This window comes from Burkholderia sp. BCC1993, assembly GCF_905339865.1.
Taxonomy (GTDB): domain Bacteria; phylum Pseudomonadota; class Gammaproteobacteria; order Burkholderiales; family Burkholderiaceae; genus Burkholderia.
In genome coordinates, this window is record NZ_CAJPGZ010000001.1 from 315,791 (window position 1) to 333,851 (window position 18,061).

At 58.9% G+C, this 18,061-nt stretch carries 11 protein-coding genes and 1 pseudogene; 7 read left to right on the forward strand and 5 right to left on the reverse strand.

Annotated features, from left to right (window positions below):
* Positions 1-27 precede the first annotated feature (27 nt).
* Both glmS and U4Y91_RS01470 read left to right on the forward strand, forming a co-directional pair.
* On the forward strand, positions 28-1,857 hold the full coding sequence (gene glmS / locus U4Y91_RS01465) for a glutamine--fructose-6-phosphate transaminase (isomerizing) (protein ID WP_321802756.1): 1,830 nt from the start codon (positions 28-30) through the stop codon (positions 1,855-1,857).
* 546 nt (positions 1,858-2,403) lie between these two features.
* Positions 2,404-2,847, forward strand: a complete 444-nt coding sequence (locus U4Y91_RS01470) for a DUF6088 family protein (RefSeq protein WP_321803150.1) — start codon at positions 2,404-2,406, stop codon at positions 2,845-2,847.
* Positions 2,848-3,040: 193 nt separating this feature from the next.
* On the opposite strand, the gene U4Y91_RS01475 is transcribed toward U4Y91_RS01470, so the two are convergent.
* The 3 genes and pseudogenes from U4Y91_RS01475 to U4Y91_RS01485 all read right to left on the reverse strand — a co-directional run.
* Positions 3,041-9,247: a hypothetical protein gene (locus U4Y91_RS01475; RefSeq protein ID WP_321802758.1), complete on the reverse strand. Its 6,207-nt coding sequence runs from the start codon at positions 9,245-9,247 to the stop codon at positions 3,041-3,043.
* 137 nt (positions 9,248-9,384) lie between these two features.
* Positions 9,385-10,287, reverse strand: coding sequence for a hypothetical protein (locus tag U4Y91_RS01480; protein ID WP_321802759.1), 903 nt, complete (start codon positions 10,285-10,287; stop codon positions 9,385-9,387).
* A gap of 277 nt (positions 10,288-10,564) precedes the next feature.
* Positions 10,565-11,197: pseudogene (locus U4Y91_RS01485) on the reverse strand (IS3-like element ISBvi7 family transposase); the annotation flags it as partial.
* Positions 11,198-11,359: 162 nt separating this feature from the next.
* On the opposite strand from U4Y91_RS01485, the gene U4Y91_RS01490 reads away from it, so the two are divergent.
* The 4 genes from U4Y91_RS01490 to U4Y91_RS01505 all read left to right on the forward strand — a co-directional run bounded on the left by U4Y91_RS01490 (position 11,360) and on the right by U4Y91_RS01505 (position 15,377).
* Entirely contained in the window at positions 11,360-11,797 is a 438-nt protein-coding gene (locus U4Y91_RS01490; RefSeq protein WP_321802760.1) for a hypothetical protein, read from the forward strand.
* A gap of 24 nt (positions 11,798-11,821) precedes the next feature.
* A complete protein-coding gene (locus U4Y91_RS01495; protein WP_321802761.1) occupies positions 11,822-12,076 on the forward strand; it encodes a DUF2933 domain-containing protein in 255 nt (84 codons plus the stop codon).
* On the forward strand, positions 12,060-12,716 hold the full coding sequence (locus U4Y91_RS01500) for an isoprenylcysteine carboxylmethyltransferase family protein (protein ID WP_321802762.1): 657 nt from the start codon (positions 12,060-12,062) through the stop codon (positions 12,714-12,716). The genes U4Y91_RS01495 and U4Y91_RS01500 overlap by 17 nt, the downstream gene beginning before the upstream one ends.
* Positions 12,717-12,929: 213 nt before the next feature.
* The gene (locus U4Y91_RS01505) at positions 12,930-15,377 is read left to right on the forward strand and encodes a heavy metal translocating P-type ATPase (RefSeq protein ID WP_415750436.1); all 2,448 of its coding nucleotides are present in this window, start codon (positions 12,930-12,932) and stop codon (positions 15,375-15,377) included.
* A gap of 53 nt (positions 15,378-15,430) precedes the next feature.
* On the opposite strand, the gene U4Y91_RS01510 is transcribed toward U4Y91_RS01505, so the two are convergent.
* On the reverse strand, positions 15,431-16,243 hold the full coding sequence (locus U4Y91_RS01510) for a hypothetical protein (RefSeq protein ID WP_321802764.1): 813 nt from the start codon (positions 16,241-16,243) through the stop codon (positions 15,431-15,433).
* 159 nt (positions 16,244-16,402) lie between these two features.
* Entirely contained in the window at positions 16,403-17,218 is an 816-nt protein-coding gene (locus U4Y91_RS01515) for a DUF6597 domain-containing transcriptional factor (protein WP_321802765.1), read from the reverse strand.
* Positions 17,219-17,338: 120 nt separating this feature from the next.
* Between U4Y91_RS01515 and U4Y91_RS01520 the strand changes: the two genes are divergently transcribed.
* Positions 17,339-17,998, forward strand: coding sequence for a glutathione S-transferase family protein (locus U4Y91_RS01520; protein ID WP_321802767.1), 660 nt, complete (start codon positions 17,339-17,341; stop codon positions 17,996-17,998).
* The last annotated feature ends 63 nt before the right edge of the window (positions 17,999-18,061 follow it).

Here is an 18,061-nt window from a genome sequence, read left to right on the forward strand (position 1 = left end):
CCAGACAGGACATTTACGGAGCGCGCTATGTGTGGAATTGTCGGGGCGGTTGCCCAGCGGGACATCCTGCCGAACCTCGTCGACGGGCTGAAGCGGCTCGAATACCGCGGCTACGACTCGTGCGGCGTCGTGGTCTATCGCGATCGCGCGCTGGCCCGCGCGCGCAGCGTCGACCGCGTCGCCAACCTGCAGCGCGAGATCGCCGCGCATGCGCTGTCGGGCTACACCGGCATTGCGCATACGCGCTGGGCGACGCATGGCGCGCCCGTCACGCTCAACGCGCATCCGCACTTCTCGCCGAGCGACGACAACGCGCGCATCGCGCTGTCGCACAACGGGATCATCGAGAACTGCGATCAGCTGCGCGCGGAACTGCAGGCGCATGGTTATGTGTTCGCGAGCCAGACCGACAGCGAGGCAATCGCGCACCTGATCGATCACCTTTACGACGGCGACCTGTTCGACGCGGTGCGCCGCGCGGTCGCGCGACTGCGCGGCAGCTACGCGATCGCGGTGATGTGCCGCGACGAGCCGCACCGGATCGTCGGCGCGCGCGACGGGATGCCGCTCGTCGTCGGTGTCGGGGATGGCGAGAATTTCCTGGCGTCGGATGCGATCGCGTTGTCGGGCATCACCGATCGGATCGCTTACCTCGAGAACGGTGACGTTGCCGATATCCAGCTGCATCGCTACTGGATCGTCGATGCGGTCGGCCAGCGCGTCGAGCGTGCGGTGCAGCGGGTGGCCGCGCATAGCGGCGCGGCCGACCTCGGATCGTATCGCTATTACATGCAGAAGGAGATCTTCGAGCAGCCGCAGGCGGTGGCCGATACGCTGCTCGATGTCGGGTCGATCATGCCGGAACTGTTCGGCGACGGCGCGTGGCGCGTGTTCAACGACGTCGATTCGGTGTTGCTGCTCGCGTGCGGCGGCAGCTATCACGCAGCGCTGACCGCGAAGTACTGGATCGAGAGCATCGCGAAGCTGCCGGCGAGTGTCGAGATCGCGAGCGAGTTCCGGTATCGCGACAGCGTGCCGAATCCACGCACGCTGGTCGTCGCGGTGTCGCAGAGCGGCGAGACGGCTGATGTGCTCGGCGCTGTGCACGTCGCGAAGCAGCGCGGGATGCTGCACACGCTCGCGATCTGCAACGTCGCGACGAGTGCGCTGATGCGCGAATGCGCGCTGCAGTTCGTCACGCGTGCGGGGATCGAGATCGGGGTGGCGTCGACGAAGGCTTTTACGACGCAGCTCGTTGCGTTGTTCTTGCTGACGTTGTCACTGGCGCAGGTGCGCGGGCGGTTGAGCGATGACGAAGAGAAAGAGCATCTGCGTGCGCTGCGGCATCTGCCCGATGCGATGTCGAAGGTGCTCGCGCTGGAGCCGCAGATCATGGGTTGGTCGGAACTGCTCGCGCGACGCGACAACATGCTGTTTCTCGGACGCGGGATGCATTATCCGATCGCGCTCGAAGGCGCGCTGAAGATGAAGGAGATTTCGTATATCCATGCGGAGGCTTATCCCGCCGGGGAGTTGAAGCATGGGCCGCTGGCGTTGGTCAGTAATGAAATGCCCGTGATTGCGGTAGCGCCGAATGACGTGCTGCTCGAAAAGCTCAGGTCGAACATGCATGAGGTCAGTGCGCGGAACGGCAGGCTTTTCGTGTTCGCGGATGTGGACTGCGGGTTGATGCCGAGTGAGGGGATCGAGGTGATTCGGCTCAACGAGTACTACGGGCCGTTGTCGCCGATCCTGCATACGGTGCCGATGCAGTTGCTCGCCTATCACGCCGCGCTCGCGCGGGGGACGGATATTGATAAGCCGAGGAATCTGGCCAAGTCGGTGACGGTGGAGTGAGGGTATATCGCGGAGGGCCGGGCTGTGGCAACTTCGAATAGTTTCACTAAACGCGACACACGAAATTTCACTTAACGCCCCTTGAAACTCCCGCAAACGACCGCCGGGCGGGGCTTAAGTGAAACTGTTCCAACGGTATTTCGGCACGGCCAAAGCGCGGGATGCCTCGGAAAAACTGTGTCCCGCCGCGCGCTACATTCAGCCCCCTTTCCATTCTTGACCAAGGAATAGCGCGTCAGCTCGAGACACGTCGGACTGATGGGGTCAGCACTTCGACCACCGACCATTCGACTGCATCAGCCGATGCAACTCTTTTGGCCATACCTTGCATGTAATTGCATTGCCCCTAGTGCGCAACGGCAGTATGGTTTCGGCCGAAGGGAAAAAGCGCAGTCGACTCATACCCTACCTTGCATCGCATGATGCGGGTTTCGCTATAGTGAGCTAAGAAACCCCTGTATTCCGGCAGGCATAGGTCTCGCACGGCCCCAGAGGGCACGAGCGCATATACTTTGACTGCCTCAGGATATACGCAACCTCTTGACGATGAACACCCCGCAGGGGGAGCACATGAAGCTTGAAGACCGAATCGCTCGTTCTATCAAACGACGGAAGAGTGTCGTCGTCCTGCGCGCGGAGGTCGCACCACTCGGCAGTGCCTCGCATGTAGGCCGAGTGCTCGCGAAAATGGTCCGTGACGGACGGCTGATACGTGTCAGCCAAGGTGTTTACTGCAAGACTCGTATCAACAAATTCACGAACGCATTGGCACCAGCAGCGCCATTCGAGATGGTTGCTGCTGAGGTCTTCAGAAAGCTGAACATTCAAGTGAGACCCGGCCAGCTCGCCCGTGAATACAATTCCGGGGCAACGACCCAAATCCCGATGGACCGCGTAGTCGGTACAGGGAGACGCCGGATATGTCGAAAAATACGGGTTGGAAGCAAAACGGTGAAATACGAAAAAAGTCTCGCCCGAGTGGATGTCTAACAGACAGTGTCGCAGGAGTCACAAGCCGACATTTGGGGAGACGCCCACTGCGACATTTATTTGCATGATGCGCTCTGATAGCTCATGCGCCGGCCTAAGCGTCACAGCGGCCAGATGGAGCAGCCCCCTCGCATGTGATGTGACTGGCGAGTCCTTCCAGTCCTTGCCATGCATGGACCGGAAAGAGCGCAAGTCAGCCCGCGCTCAAAGCATAGAGTTCGGCCCAAGAAGCGGGCCCAGAATACCAGCGCCTGAGGTTTGAACAAGCTCGGAACGCCTCCGCAGCCATGCGAGAAAGCCCTCCCGCAGAAAAGAGGAGCGAAAGATTCTTCGTTGCCTCCTCTATCACTGTAGCGCGCTTCTCGGCGTCCCGGAACGCGCCTGCTGCTATAAATAGGGCATGCATAAGCGCCATCAACCTGATGTCGCTGGTCGCAGCGCCCGCGACGCGAAAGAGAAAGTCGCGTACCACCTCCGCCAACTCTACATCCGCCTCTATGAGCGCAAGCAGAGCCACATCGGCGACACATCGAAGCTTGTTGTCCCAATCGACATCGTCCGCCGCCAACGTGAGCTCCCTAAGCCCATTCATTCCCGCTTCGTATATTTCAGACTCAACATGTATGACTTGTGAGGTTGCAACGAGTGCGCTCCATACTGGCGAGAACGGAGACTCAGCCAATCGCTCCCGGGCGTTCGATGTCTCTGCTGGGGTCAGCTTCGCCTCCTGACGATTGCGCATGTTCCCGCAAGGGCCAGCGGTGTGAAACGATGCGAAGTTCTGACTTAGACGCCTATTCACGAGCTCTTTTATTCGATTCTCCAGCTTATCGCTCAACACACCATCTGCAGCATTTCCGCCCACGGTAACGAGCAATTTGAATACGTTGTCCCATATGGCCTCTGCGGTGTTCAACGACGCCGCGTAGTAGGGGTCTACGTGGAGGTCCATAACCTCTGCGGCAACTCGCGTGGGCTGCAAATGTTCCGCGACCCATGACTCCAACGCCGGCATGATGAAATTTTGATTGCCATAGCCCTGCAAAATCACGCCAGCCTGCATCCGGGCGGCCATGCGCTTCCAATGGGGCTGTACTAGAGCTGCATCATCCAGTGTCTGTATCTCGGAAAGTGCCAACCTATTGAACAAAGCCGCTGCGGCGAATAAGTGAGCGCCGGCCATGTCTTCTTTACAGAGGCGTTCGATGCAATCCCGCGCCAACTGTACGAACCTAGGGTCGCTTGCACGGACAATCCCTATTTCCGCTAATCCAAGCAGTGTGTATGGGTCTCCAAGTTCCTTCAAGCTCTGAACGGCGAACCAGAGCTCGTCGTTCTCAACATGCTGAACTAGCCGCGACGGAGCCAAAATGATGTCGAAGAACCCCAAGCATGCGATACGCAAACCTTCAATGAGGTCACGCTCAATTAGCCGAGTTCGGTACGGAAGCAGGGTTTCGGCCGCATACTCCGGGAAGCCGAGACTCCTTTCTACGGGACCTAAAAGCGCAGCGTAGTACCTGGTGCTATCAGGCACGAGAGTGCTCAGCTCCGGGGGCCGCTCTCGCTCACCCCGTATCCTCAGCCATCTGGCTTTCACGCCGTTAATGCGCTCCTCGAGCAGTAGGTCGAAGTCCCTCTCCGCTAAGATATCGTTGCTTACGGAGGCAATGATGCGCTCGCCATCAGTAAATGTTGGACCAAGCTCGCTTACCGCTTGGCGTACTGCGGCCAGACGGGCAGCTTCATCCTTCATCAACCCAGCGAGCTCTGGGAACGGAAGTCCCATCCAAGTACCATCTTCGAGGAGCTCAGCCAGAATCGTTTCGCTTTCCAAACGCATGCGACAACCGTCGAATTCATTCAGCCCGTCCTCAGCCGTACGCCTTGCTGCTTGATATAGAGCACTGACCGTGAATGAATGCGTACCGAACTGCACCGCATGTTCGACGGTCTCGCTGACGAGGTCGCTCATCGAGGGTTCGTTCTGCAAGTAGTCGCGAATTCGGCTGGGAAGCAGCGCGACGAAGATGTGAAGTTGCTGCTTCGAGTCTGCGTCCAGTTCATCCTTCAGTGCCTTGAATGCATCCAACTGCACTTGGATAAGGGCGGTAATCCTTCCCAGAAGGTCACGATTTGCGTACACCGCAGGCTGCAGCAGCTCATCGTCTAGCAGTTCCTGGAACTTCATCCGGCGGTCACGTTGCCAAAACGTCGCCTTGAGTAACAAACCGGATATGGTTACAGCGGCCATCTCGAGGGCAGCGGCCCGAGGATTATTTTGACCGTTACCGACGGCTGTCCAGAGGGGCCTGCCAAGCCCGTCCAATGCCCACCTCGTGAGCGCAACGGCTCTGTCCGGAGCGACATCAGCTGTTTCCCACGAGCGAGCGATTGTGTCGACAAGAGCCGTGGAAATCGACTGAAGGAACTGACGGTCCTGAACGCTCCCAGTGTCAAGCGCACAGGCATGCGTTAGAGATTGACGAAGGGTCCGTACTTCATAACTCTCTCGAAGAAGACTGGAGCTGCCCACTCCACAGGCGTCAAGCATGCCAGCAAGCTCTCCGCCATCGACGTTGATATACGTCGCGCCTCTCAGGCGCAGGCGATGCCTCGCATGCGCGCCTTCCGCCGGGCTTAAAAAACCCTCCGAAATCATGGAGTCAATGACGTCAAGCGTCGAGTAAGTATGAATGAGCTTTCCGAGTTCATCCTCGAAACCGGGTATTCGGGTGAAATACCGGTCATCGATAACAAGATTCTCAACGGGATGTCCTGCCTGCAGAAAAGCTAGCAGCGTAGGCAGCGTTTCGGCCTCTCCGTCCCGAAGCGCTCTAAGCTTCTCGCTTCGTGGACGTTCCGCTATCAAACTGACTTTACCTGCCTCCAGCGCACGTCTAAGCGCCGAGCGCGCAGAATCAATTATCTCCACGAGACTTTCTCGCTCATCCGCCTCAGCCTCCAACTGCTCGTGGTCGTCTTTCAAACCAGGAGAACACCTGAGCGTAAGACCAGCCTGCGCTACCGCCTCTAAAGTGCCAGACCGATGCAAATAGCGAATGGCTACGTCGTCGACGTAGAACAGTGTGTCGTGCGATGCAGTTGGGAGTTGGGTTTTTGGCCCCGAATCCATCAAGGTAATCTTCGAGGCGGCATTCTCCGCAATCGCCTGAGCAATCTTTCCAGTTCGCAACAGCAAATCGATGTACGTCTGGCAGGAGACCACATAACCCTGATATTCCCTCAAGTTGGCCGGAGCCTCATTGAGCGAACCGACACGAAATACCGGAAACGCAGTAATGACGAAACCTTGGGTGGTTTTCGCGGACTCCAATAGCTGCGCCAATCTCGGTCCGACCTCCTGAATGAGCCAGTCTGGCGGTTGATAACCATCCTCGACGGTGCGGAGAGTCAAGCGTCGCAGCGCCGCAAGTATGCTGTGAGCAAGCTGCAACTCCGACGGCTGCCGAAATCGCATGTGGCGGCTCTCGACGAGAAGTAACTCCAGGGTGTCAGGCGCGATATGGACACGCTGAAAGAACTCCAACGCCCTATCGAACAGACCTAGTGTTGTGAGCGTCAGAATACTCGTGATATCGAAACCAATTGGGTCACAGTTAGCGAGCGTCGATTTCTCCAGTCTGGCGCCGAAGAAAGGAAGAACGACACGTTTACGTGCGTCGGTTTGCCTCTCGTTTGCTGAAGGAATAGCGCAATAGAGCCTGGCAATCGGCATTTTGAGCACCGATGCAATCAACTGTATTGGGGCCGTGCTCTTTTGCAGATGGTCCAACAAGCTTTCATTCCTCTTCTGTAGAGAGGGCAAAATCTCCTCGGTCAGTTCCCGAACTGGGATTCGCTTGATAACACCGGATGTGTCTGTCGCCGCTGCGTGATGCAGCCAAGCTGCACTGAGCTCATCCTCACGGCCCAAGGTCACCGCAGCGTTATAAGCCGCGACGAGTGCTGGCGCACTATCGGATGCCTTTTCCGCTGCAAGTCGAACAAGTTCAAATGCCTTCTCGGTGGGCACGTGCCCATCGTTGGCTAATTGGGCTAACAAGAGCAGCGTACGTGGAGAATGGTTATTCTTCCGCGGCCATTCTCGGTCGAATATTGTGGCGAAGTGCTCCCAGTCACCCGATTTGATTGCGATGTTGATATCGAGACCGACGTGACTTTCGGCATTTGGCTGCGCTACCAAAAGCTCGTCGTTCAGTGCACGCGCTTTTTTCCACTCACCGCACTGCAGGAGACTCCAGGCAAGCTGCGATTTCAACTCCAGGTCATTTCCGACCACGTCGTGCTCTGCTTCAAGGAACTCAACCATTTCTCTGGGGTCCAGATTCGTTCGGTGAGAAAGACATGCAACGACGATTCTAGCGTTTGGTAACGCACGCTCCAGTTGGTAAAGCTCCCGGGCCTTTGGCTCCAACGCGACGAAGTCTTGAACCTTCAGCAAGTGCTCAACGAGCAAATGGAGATTCACAATCGTTGGAGATTCTGTATAGATGCGCTCCAACCTGGGTCGAATATCCTCGCCCTCCGTCGCCGCGATTTCGGCCTCTAACTGAGCAGCATGGTCGGCAGAAAACACGCTTCGATTGGACTCTAATTCCTCGCGCGCACGAATCGCTTGACCATCGGATGCCAGCAACGCTTTTATTCTGACACTCGTCAGAGCACGAGGTTGTATCACACGGCTCAAGCCGCTGCGATGGCGTTCAAGGAAATCCAATAGCTTTGGGGCATCTTCTGGTCGACCTAAGATATCGAGCGCCAGAAAGAATCGAGCAACCCATTCGTCCTCAGAGAGCCCTCCGAGCGTCTCCCTGACATCAAGATAAGACATGAGAGATTCCTTGTCGGCTTGCCTGTCATATTGCCGTAGAACAGGGTACAGCTTAACCGCTTGCGACTTATCAACGGCCAGACGCGACAGTTCTTCCTCTGCTTGTAAACGCACCGCATCGTTTTTGCTTCTCAGAGCCAGCGACATTCTCGTGAAGAACGCAAATTCCGCCCTACGTTCGTTAATGGGGGCAATTTCAATCTCTGCCTTGCGGAGCAGCTCGATGCTGCCAGACCGCCAAACTTCACTGGCATCGTCTTCGTGCTGCGGCACGCTGCCAAGCATTAGACTGCCTTCGAGAGCCTGCTGACGGAGTTCAGCTGGCACGGTCATCGCTGCACGGTACATGCCCTCGATAAACAGCAAATCCGCGTACTGTCCGGCAAGAGGACGCGCCTTTTCGAGTACTTCAATTGCGGATTCCCATCTCCCAAGCTCACTGTAGGCGGTCGCAAGACTGCACCATCCGACCGGAGTAATGTCGCGAAACGTCGGTGCTGGTTCAAGGTTTTCATACCACGAGACTGCGGACTCGAACCCTTGACTCTTGGACAGCACGAAAATCATTGCGGCACGAGCATCGGGTGACAAGACATCCCGCAAAACCTGTAGCGCAGCGTCTCCTCGGCCATCGTTCGCCAGCAATATTGCCGAGACCACCGAAACGTCGCTTTTACAGTGGGTCTTGTCGACTAGGTCGAAGTAGGCAGTTGCCTCGCCGCGAGTTCCGTCTTCGCTAGACAAAATCTTCGTGGCCCAGAGGTAAACTTGTTGCTTCGCGCCATGGGATGCACCCGCCAAATCCCCACCGCGTACCCGTTCGGCCAGCGCGCGGATTCGCTGATTGGTCGCTGGTTCATACAATCGCACCTGAAGTATTTTGTCCAACTCCTGCTCGACCGCAGCGGTCGCGAGTGGCTCAACGGCCTGTCCTAGGTTACCCGCCACGTCCTGAGACAACGCGTTCAAGTGCTCGTGAACGCCGGCAATTCCCTGACTCAGCCCCTGCTGTACGCTCTCGACCTTCGCGCTGACGGTTTCGACCACGAGTTTGCTCTGGTCTTCAAACCGCGCCCGATATCCCGCAACCAGCCCATCGACCACGACATTTATCGCGCCGCCGGCCATTTCTCGCCGCTCCCCGGTCCGTGCCGAATACGACTGAGCGAGATTTTCGTGCAGCGACGCATCCTCTTGTCTTTGGAGACACTTCCCTTTCGCTACTTCGAAGAACGCCGCACGTACGTCACTTCCCGATAGCCATTCTCTTATGGCTGGCGTTTTGAGGTGGGGCGGAACGAAAAACGCTCGCTCCACAATCGCGACACGCTTGTTCAGTTCGGAGTCTTCAGTGGCCCCACCAAGCAACCGCCCGTACGTCTCAGAAAAAGACTTTTGCATCTCCGGGGTGAGGTCCGCCCCGCTCTCGTAGGCATCTCGCTCTGCCTTTAACACCGTGTAGCGCGCTAGGGCTTTAGGCTTGACGGCTTCCCACACCTTCCCGATTACCATCAACACTTTTGTGAAAAGGACTGAATGTGGCATTTTTTTGCTTCGATTATTGGGGGAGGGGGCAAAGGAGAAGTCTACGCCAGTTCGCTGCGACGCAAGTCGCCACGAAACGCAGTGTAAACCCAACCCACAACCAGTCGAACATACCGCGAGCCTAACCTAACTATACCTTACCAACTTATCAAGTCATCCTTTCCATCCAATGCCTTCGTCTTTTTGGCCGACCTGATGGCACCCGTCATTTCCAGATGCGACGAAATTGATTCAACAATATCAATCGTATAAAAAATAGGCACATCGAAAGGCGCACCTCGCATTAAGGTCCGACTTGAACGTCTTTCCAGATAAAAATCAAATGAGCCAATGTTAAAAAATGGAACTCCTTTCCGAAAATTTGGCAGAACAAAACCCCACTTGTAGTGAAATATCGACGGAATGACTCTGACGATGTACCCAGAGACATAGCCCCCCCCCAAGAGGAACCGCCCCATCGCGTCCAGAAGGCCATCCTCATACTCAACTTTCTGATGGAACCGCCAACCATCAAGGCCGCCTCTCCAGAACAAGCTGATTGCGAAATAGTATATTGACCTTGAATCAATACCCTTGCCACCCTCACCGTCGAACAATCCACTACCGAAACTAAATCGGCGATATGGTATCCTGTGTCGGAATGGATTGAGATTTACCGAGAGAACTCGAAGCAGCACTGGCGGAATCTGTCCTGGCCTTTGCATTGCGACGTCGGCAAAATAATCCTCACCATTTTTTGAGAATCGCGTCTCGCAACATGCGCAGAGCAAATATTGAGTGATTTGGCGTCCCAACTTGAAGGCGGCGCCCCCCGAATTCATCATTAGTCCGGCCGACTCTCGAGATGCCATAGCAGCAAGCCGCCGATAGACATGTTTGGGGATAAAATGACTATCTCGTAGAGGTTTCTCACGCCCACAAAGTGCGCATAGCTTAACTGTTGTCATCGATAAAAATAGCGGCCGAGGTTTCGAGCATAAGGGAGCTGACAGCGCTGCGTTCCCGTAATAGGGGTTGTCTCCTGTTACGGGAACGGTCATAGTTCCTTATGCTGCTGCAACATGCGTTGGTCTGCAAGCTATACTTCGGTAGCGCCTTGCCGCCTTGACACTCTAGCGGTTGGCCGTCATTTGCAATTGGGGCGGAGTGCTTTCCTTTGACGCGACCTGCTCCGCCAGCGAGGCGACGTCCGCCACGCTTGCTCGAGTCGAGTAGTCCGACCGACGCGGGAGTGACCTGCCCCCTGCAAACAGGGCCAGCCGGAGTCTAGTAAAGTTCGTTTTTGAACGGTCCCGGTTTTCAGTGCCAAAGGCAATGTTAGTCTTCGGCGTTCTGTTGGTCCGTCAGTTGGGCCTGCAGGCCCAACTGACGGACGTATTCGGCAGGCGGCACTTCACCGAGAGCCCTGTGAGGCCGACTCTCGTTGTATTCGACCCGCCATCGCTCAATCTGCTCCCTGGCGTCGGCCAGCGATGTGAACCAGTGCACGTTCAGGCATTCATCGCGTAGCGTGCCGTTGAATGACTCCACGAATGCGTTATCCGTTGGCTTGCCGGGCCGGCTGAAGGCAATCTCGACCTTGTGATGGTAAGCCCACAGGTCCATCACCTGACTCGTAAATTCCGAGCCGTTGTCACAAAACAGCGTGCGCGGCGCTCCGCGTTTGCTCCTCAATTCATCCAGTGCACGCACGACATCTGAAGCGCTCAGTCGCTGGCCAACATCGATGGCTAGTGCTTCGCGCGTAAAGACGTCGATGATGGTCAGCGCGCGGAACCTCTGGCCGTTCGAAAGCTGGTCGGCGACGAAGTCCAAACTCCACGCCTGATTTGCCGCCGTCGACTTTGCACGTGCCGGGCGGCTCATCTGTGCACGTCGCTTGCGATTTGGTCTGTAGCGCAGCGACAGCCCTTCCTCACGATACAAACGGTACAGCCGATTCTTGCTGATGAACGGTCCCGGAGCGATGCACCGTCTCGGGCGCATGTCGGCTCCACGGCCGCGCTACATATGAAGAATTCGGCGCGTGATTCGTTGAGCCACGTCAAGCCATCGAAGGAGCGTCAGCATAGAGTGGTTTCAGGGTTCGACCGGCTCTGAAGAACCATGCTCATGGAGAACAAGATGGCATCCCCGCACAAACTCGCAATCGCGATTGCGACGCTCGGCATGGTCAGTGCCGTTGCAATCGCCGGCACGCCGGCGGCCGCCGACAATGCAGCTCACGATGCCCATCATCCGAATAAGGCAGCCGCAAAAGCGCCGAACAAGTCAATCCGCGAGGCGGACGACCAGATGCAGGCCATGCGCGCCATGCATGAAAAGATGATGAACGCGAAGACGCCTCAAGAACGCGCCGCCCTGATGGACGAGCAAATGAAAGTCATGCAAAACGGCATGAGCATGATGGAGATGATGGGCGCTCGCTCGTCCGGTATGCCGATGTCGTCGCGGCACGAGAGTATGGAAATGCGCATGGATATGATGCAAATGATGATGCAGGCAATGATGGACCGTCAGGCTGCGCAAGAGCATCCGGCCGAGAAGTGAGACGATACGAAACGGGAGACAACCATGGATGACAGCTCGCATGGTGCCCGGCCGTTCTGGAAATCACGGTCAGCCATTGCACTCGTAGCATTCACTGCAATAGCGCTATTCCTCCTGCTTTCCGAACACCGCGCCCACTTCCTTGGCGTCTTGCCATATCTGCTGTTGCTCTCGTGCCCGCTGATGCATCTGTTCATGCACCACGGACACAGGAACGACGGGACGAAATCGACCGGCAGGCGCCCTCATTCGGGAGACGGTCATGACCAGCATCGGTGACGGTTACGGCCTGTGGAGCCTCGTAGCTATCAATTCTCTCGTCTTCATCATCTTCGCGTTCAGCTTCTTCAAGCCAGCGACAAAGCGGGACTGGCGAACGTTCGGTGGATTCTCCGCCTTCATCGTCGCGCTATTCGCAGAAATGTACGGGTTTCCGCTCACCGTCTACTTGCTATCGGGCTGGTTGCAGACGCGATTTCCGCACACGAATTTGCTATCCCACGATGCAGGGCACCTCTGGTGGACCTTGACCGGCAGGCACGGCGACCCGCATGGCGGACTTCCGCATCTTCTCAGCTTCTTCTTCATACTGGGCGGCTTCTACTTGCTGTCCACAGCGTGGCACGTACTGTATGAAGCTCAGCGTGGCAAGGAGCTGGCGACCACCGGACCCTACGCGAAAATCAGGCATCCTCAGTACGTCGGGTTCGTCGTAATCATGCTGGGTTTCCTGCTCCAATGGCCCACGCTCGTGACTTTGGCCATGTTCCCCATTCTCGTTTTCATGTACGTTCGACTAGCCATACAAGAGGAGCATGATTCGGAGGCGCGGTTCGGCACTGCGTGGCGTGAATACGCGGCACACACGCCGCGCTTCGTACCCAGCTTGTTTGGAAAACGCCCGGCTCAAGTGCATTGATTTCAGGCAGCTCACCCGTAGCTGGCACTGCCAAACTCGATCGCAATCTTCCGGGATGAGGAGGCTGCCATGAAACCCCTTCAAGACTGGCGCGACGCTTTCAGCCACGGTTGTGCTGTTCTATGTCCTATGCACACGGCCGTCACGTCAATATCGAACGCGCAGGGCGACGAGCCTCGATGGAAACGGAGCGGGTGAGCAAAGGAGCGTCAAATGAGCGGCCAACCCGGCGAAGACGAACTTCATCACCAAAGGATGTCCGGGCACTTGTCATCGGACGAACATCACGGTCGTGAGACGGACGAGCACGCCCCTTCCGCCGGGCATGGACACGACATGCATGCTCATCACCATGATGACCAGGACAAACACGTACGCTCCACGGATCCGCTTCGCGACCCCGTCTGCGGAATGACAGCGACCGATGAGTCACGCTTGCGCCGCGAACACAATGGCAAGTGGTACACGTTCTGCAGCCAGGCTTGCTTGACGAAATTCGAGGCTGCGCCGTCCAGGTACGTTGGGCCTTCGACCATCGAGCAGCCGCAAGCACTGCCCGAGGGCACCATTTACACGTGCCCGATGCACCCGGAAATTCGACAGGACCATCCCGGGCAATGCCCGAAGTGCGGCATGACGCTGGAACCGATTCTGCCCAGCGTCGACGAAGGCGAGAATCCGGAACTGGTCGATTTCCGACGCCGATTCTGGTGGACGTTGCCACTGACCGCGATCGTTTTCGTGCTGGCAATGTTTGGCCATCGCCTACGATTGATGGACGCCGGCACCGAAAGCTGGGGTGAGTTCATCCTCTCTACGCCGGTCGTCCTGTGGGCAGGCCTGCCGTTTTTCGAGCGGTGCGTGCGCTCATTCATGAACCGCAGCCCCAACATGTGGACGCTCATCGGGCTCGGGACAGGCGCGGCCTATATCTACAGTGTCATCGCCACCCTCTTCCCCGGCGTGTTTCCCGAAACGTACAGCGCGCACGGCCGGGTCGGCGTGTATTTCGAGGCGGCGGCAGTCATCATTTCGCTGACGCTTCTCGGGCAGTTGCTCGAACTGAAGGCCCGCTCGCAAACGTCCGCCGCCATCAAGGCACTCCTCGGGCTCGCACCCAAGACCGCGCGGCGCATCAACCCGGACGGTTCCGAAGCAGACATTCCGTTGTCCCATGTTCATGTGGGAGACCTGCTTCGCGTACGGCCGGGCGAGAAAGTCCCCGCGGACGGCGTGGTGACGGACGGCACGAGTTCGCTCGACGAGTCCATGATTACCGGCGAGCCCATTCCCGTCACGAAGCGCGTTGGCGACCACGTCATCGGCGCAACGATGAACGCGACAGGCAGTCTCGTCATCCGCTCGGAAAAGGTCGGCGCCCAGACCGTCCTGTCGCAAATCGTGCAGATGGTCGCGCAGGCGCAGCGCTCCCGTGCGCCCATGCAGCGCATGGCCGACAAGGTGGCCGGCGTGTTTGTCGTCGGGGTCGTCAGCGTCGCTCTCCTGACCTTCCTCGTGTGGGGCATCTTTGGGCCTGAGCCCAGTTGGGTGTTCGGTCTCATCAATGCGGTGGCGGTGCTCATCATTGCGTGCCCCTGCGCGCTGGGCCTTGCGACGCCCATGTCCATCATGGTCGCAAGCGGCAAAGGAGCCACGACCGGGATTCTCTTTCGCGATGCCGCCGCGATTGAAAATTTGCGCAAGGTCGACGTGCTCATTGTCGACAAGACGGGGACGCTGACCGAGGGGCGTCCTGCGTTCGAGCAGGCCGTAGGCACAAACGGATACACGACCGACGACGTGCTTCGCCTGGCGGCGAGTCTCGACCAAGGCAGCGAGCATCCGCTTGCCGCAGCCATCGTTGCGGCAGCCCGCGAGAAGAAGCTGACTTTGGACCGCACGGAAAATTTCGAATCCGCTACGGGTATCGGCGTGAGAGGAGTCGTCGCTGGCAGGCGACTTGCACTTGGCAACACCGCGCTGATGCAGACCGACGCCGTATCCGTCGAATCGCTGTCCAGGGAGGCGGACAGCCTGCGTGCGCAAGGCGCGAGCGTCATGTACTTGGCAGTCGATGGCAGTTTGGCCGGACTGCTGGCGGTCGCTGACCCGATAAAGGCGACCACGCCAGAGGCACTTTCGACATTGAAGGAGAACGGTATCCGAGTCGTGATGGCGACCGGTGACGGAGTGGTCACTGCCAAGGCCGTGGCCGGGAAACTCGGCGTCGACGAATTCCATGGCGAGGTGAAGCCTGCCGACAAGCTCGATCTGGTGACGCGGCTTCAGCAAGCTCGGCATGTCGTCGCGATGGCTGGCGACGGCATAAACGACGCCCCCGCGCTCGCCAAGGCCGATGTCGGCGTGGCCATGGGAACAGGCACGGATGTGGCAATGAGCAGCGCTCAGGTGACGCTCGTCAAGGGCGACTTGCGCGGTATCGCGCGTGCTCGAGCGCTGTCCGAGGCAACCGTCGCGAACATGAAACAGAATCTTGGCTTCGCGTTCGTTTACAACGCGCTCGGGGTCCCGTTGGCGGCCGGGGCACTTTACCCGTTCACGGGGCTGCTGCTGTCGCCGATGATCGCGGCATTGGCGATGAGCCTGAGCTCAGCCTCGGTCATCTCGAACGCGCTGAGATTGCGCAACGCCAAAATTTGAGCATGCGTGCGCCCCGCAAGCCGGTCACCATCCCCGCCCCGCCCACGCCCCCCCTACTTCGACAACTTCAGCTTCTTCGCCAACACAACCCCGCTCGACGGACTCACCAGCGAGATCGCATTGATATCCATATGCACCCTGGAGATCCGGGTCGTAATGTCCGTCGGCTCGTCGATACTCGGATCGGCATGCTCGACTTGCTCGGTCAGATAAGGCCGAACCAGCCGCCCGGAAAAGACGAGCGCGAAGTCGCCATGCGCTTGAGCGTACACGGCGGGCGAAATCCGCATCCGGCTGCGAACCGTGGTCTTTTTCCCATGCCCGGAATCGAGTTCGATGATGTCGATCTGCTGGATGTACCCTTTCGCCTTCGCTTCGGGGGCGATCACGAGCCCTCGCCCTCGCGGCCCCTTCGTGACCTTCCGGAGCAGGATGCCCGTCCGGTCGCCGTGCTCCGCGTCGAACAGGTCGACGTCCAGCGTCAACAGGTGCCGCTGCGACCGGTACCTCAGCCCGTACTGCACCGGCACCACGAACGTCACGTCGCGATCCAGGCCGACGGCCGCCAGGTCGGGATTCGGGGCATACCGGTCGGTTGCGTCGGAGACCAGGCCGCGAACCCGGTCGCTCAAGGAAGGCGGCGCGGGGCTGATGTGCAGCTTCTTCAGGGCATCCCGAATGGCAACCGCGTCGTCGCCGACGATCGGTCGTGCGGGCGACGCGTCGTGATCGGCAGCAGGCGCGACGTGCGTCGTGCCGTCGACGGCCTCCGCCTCTGCATGCGCCGCGACGGGCGCCAGGATCATCGTCAAAGCGACGACGCACGCGAAGCTCGAACGCCCCAACTTGGATTTCCGATGAAACACGAAGGCTCCTGATTTTCTTGCGGATCGGTCAACGACGAGCACTATAGGGTGGAATGATAGGCAACGCATCCATTGTTTGAAATTCACCGATGCCCTGAGCGCCCCTTCGCCGGTTCATTGTCAGCCCGAAAGCAGGCCAACGCCCGCTCATCCGCAACCTCACCCCTGCCGATCCTCCCGCCGATACTCCGCCGGCGCCTTCCCCACCAGCTTGCGAAAATCGCGCGTGAAATGCGCCTGGTCGAAATACCCCAACGCATGCGCCAGTTCCGCGAGATCGACCGCCTCGCCGCCGGCGAGCTTGTCCGCAGCCTCATGCAGACGATAACGACAGATCACCCACTTCGGTGTCACGCCCACATAGTCGGAAAAGAGCTGTTGCAGCGTGCGCTCGCTCACCCCCGCACGCTCGGCCAGATCGCGCACCTGCGTGAGCCCGATATCCTGCTGCAGCATCTGCAAAATGCCATGAATACGTTCGACCTGCGGGTCGGCCGGCGGCAGCACCCGCAACAGCAGCGCCTCCGCAGCCGCCACCATCCCGGCATCATCCTCGGCACCGAGCACGGCGTCCTCGGCTTGCGCGTCGCCGCAATCGAGCAGCGTCGACACCGGCAGCACCTTGTCGGTCGACAAATGCACCGGCTTGCCAAAGAACGCCCGAAACGCCCCCGGCCGGAACCGCAAGCCGATCACCCGCCCGGCCCCGGCCAACGTCGTCTCGAACGCCCCCGACACCACACCGAAAATCCCCGTCTGCCGCCGGTCGAACACCAGATTCACGCACGGATACGGCAGCGTGCGCTGCACATACGGCGGCTGGTCGCGCAGATCCCATTCGACGATCCAGTGGTGATCCAGCACCCCGGCCAGATCGGCACACGGGTAATAGCGATTCAGGCGGAAGCGCTGATTGAAGGCTTTCGGGCCGACGACGCCTTTGGGCGTCTCGGTCACGTTACGCAAGTCGGCCATGGTGACGAACCGTTGAGGTGACTGCGTGATGATGCACCGCCGCAGCGGATTTTTCCAAGACGAAGCCGCGCGGCCGTCCTATATTGGGCGGCCTGTCCCGAATGCACACCGGAGCCCACGATGCCGCAAGACCGCCACTTGACCCTGTTCCACTCCCCGCGCAGCCGCTCGGCCGGCGCGCGGATGCTGCTCGAGGAACTGGGCGCCGACTACGAACTGCACGCGTTCGATCTCTCCACCGGCAAACATCACGAAGCCGAATACCTCGCCATCAACCCGCTGGGCAAGGTGCCCGCGCTGCGCCACGGCGACGCGATCGTGACCGAGCAGGCCGCCGTCTACCTGTACGCGGCGGAACTGTATCCGGAAGCCGGCCTGTCGCCGGCACCGGGCGACGCGCTGCGCGGCCCGTATCTGCGCTGGATGACCTTCTATGGTTCGTGCTTCGAGCCGGCCATCGTCGACCGCTCGATGAATCGTCCGCCCGCGGCCTACTCCACGTCGCCCTACGGCGACTTCGATACCGTCATCAACGCGATCGACGCGCAACTGGCAAAGGGGCCCTACCTGCTGGGCGAGCGCTTCACGGCGGTCGACGTGCTGTGGGGCTCGGCACTGAACTGGACGACGATGTTCAAGCTCGTACCCGAAACGCCGCTCATTCGCGCGTACATCGATCGCGTGCTGGCGCGCCCGGCGATTCAGCGTGCGCAGGCGGCGGATGCGGCGCTGGCAGCGGAGCAGGACAAAGCCAAGGCGGCAGCCGCATCAATGAAGTAATCACGTGCAGGGCGGACCCTGGCACAGGTTCCGCCCGCCGCTTCCGGACGCTGACAAACCAGC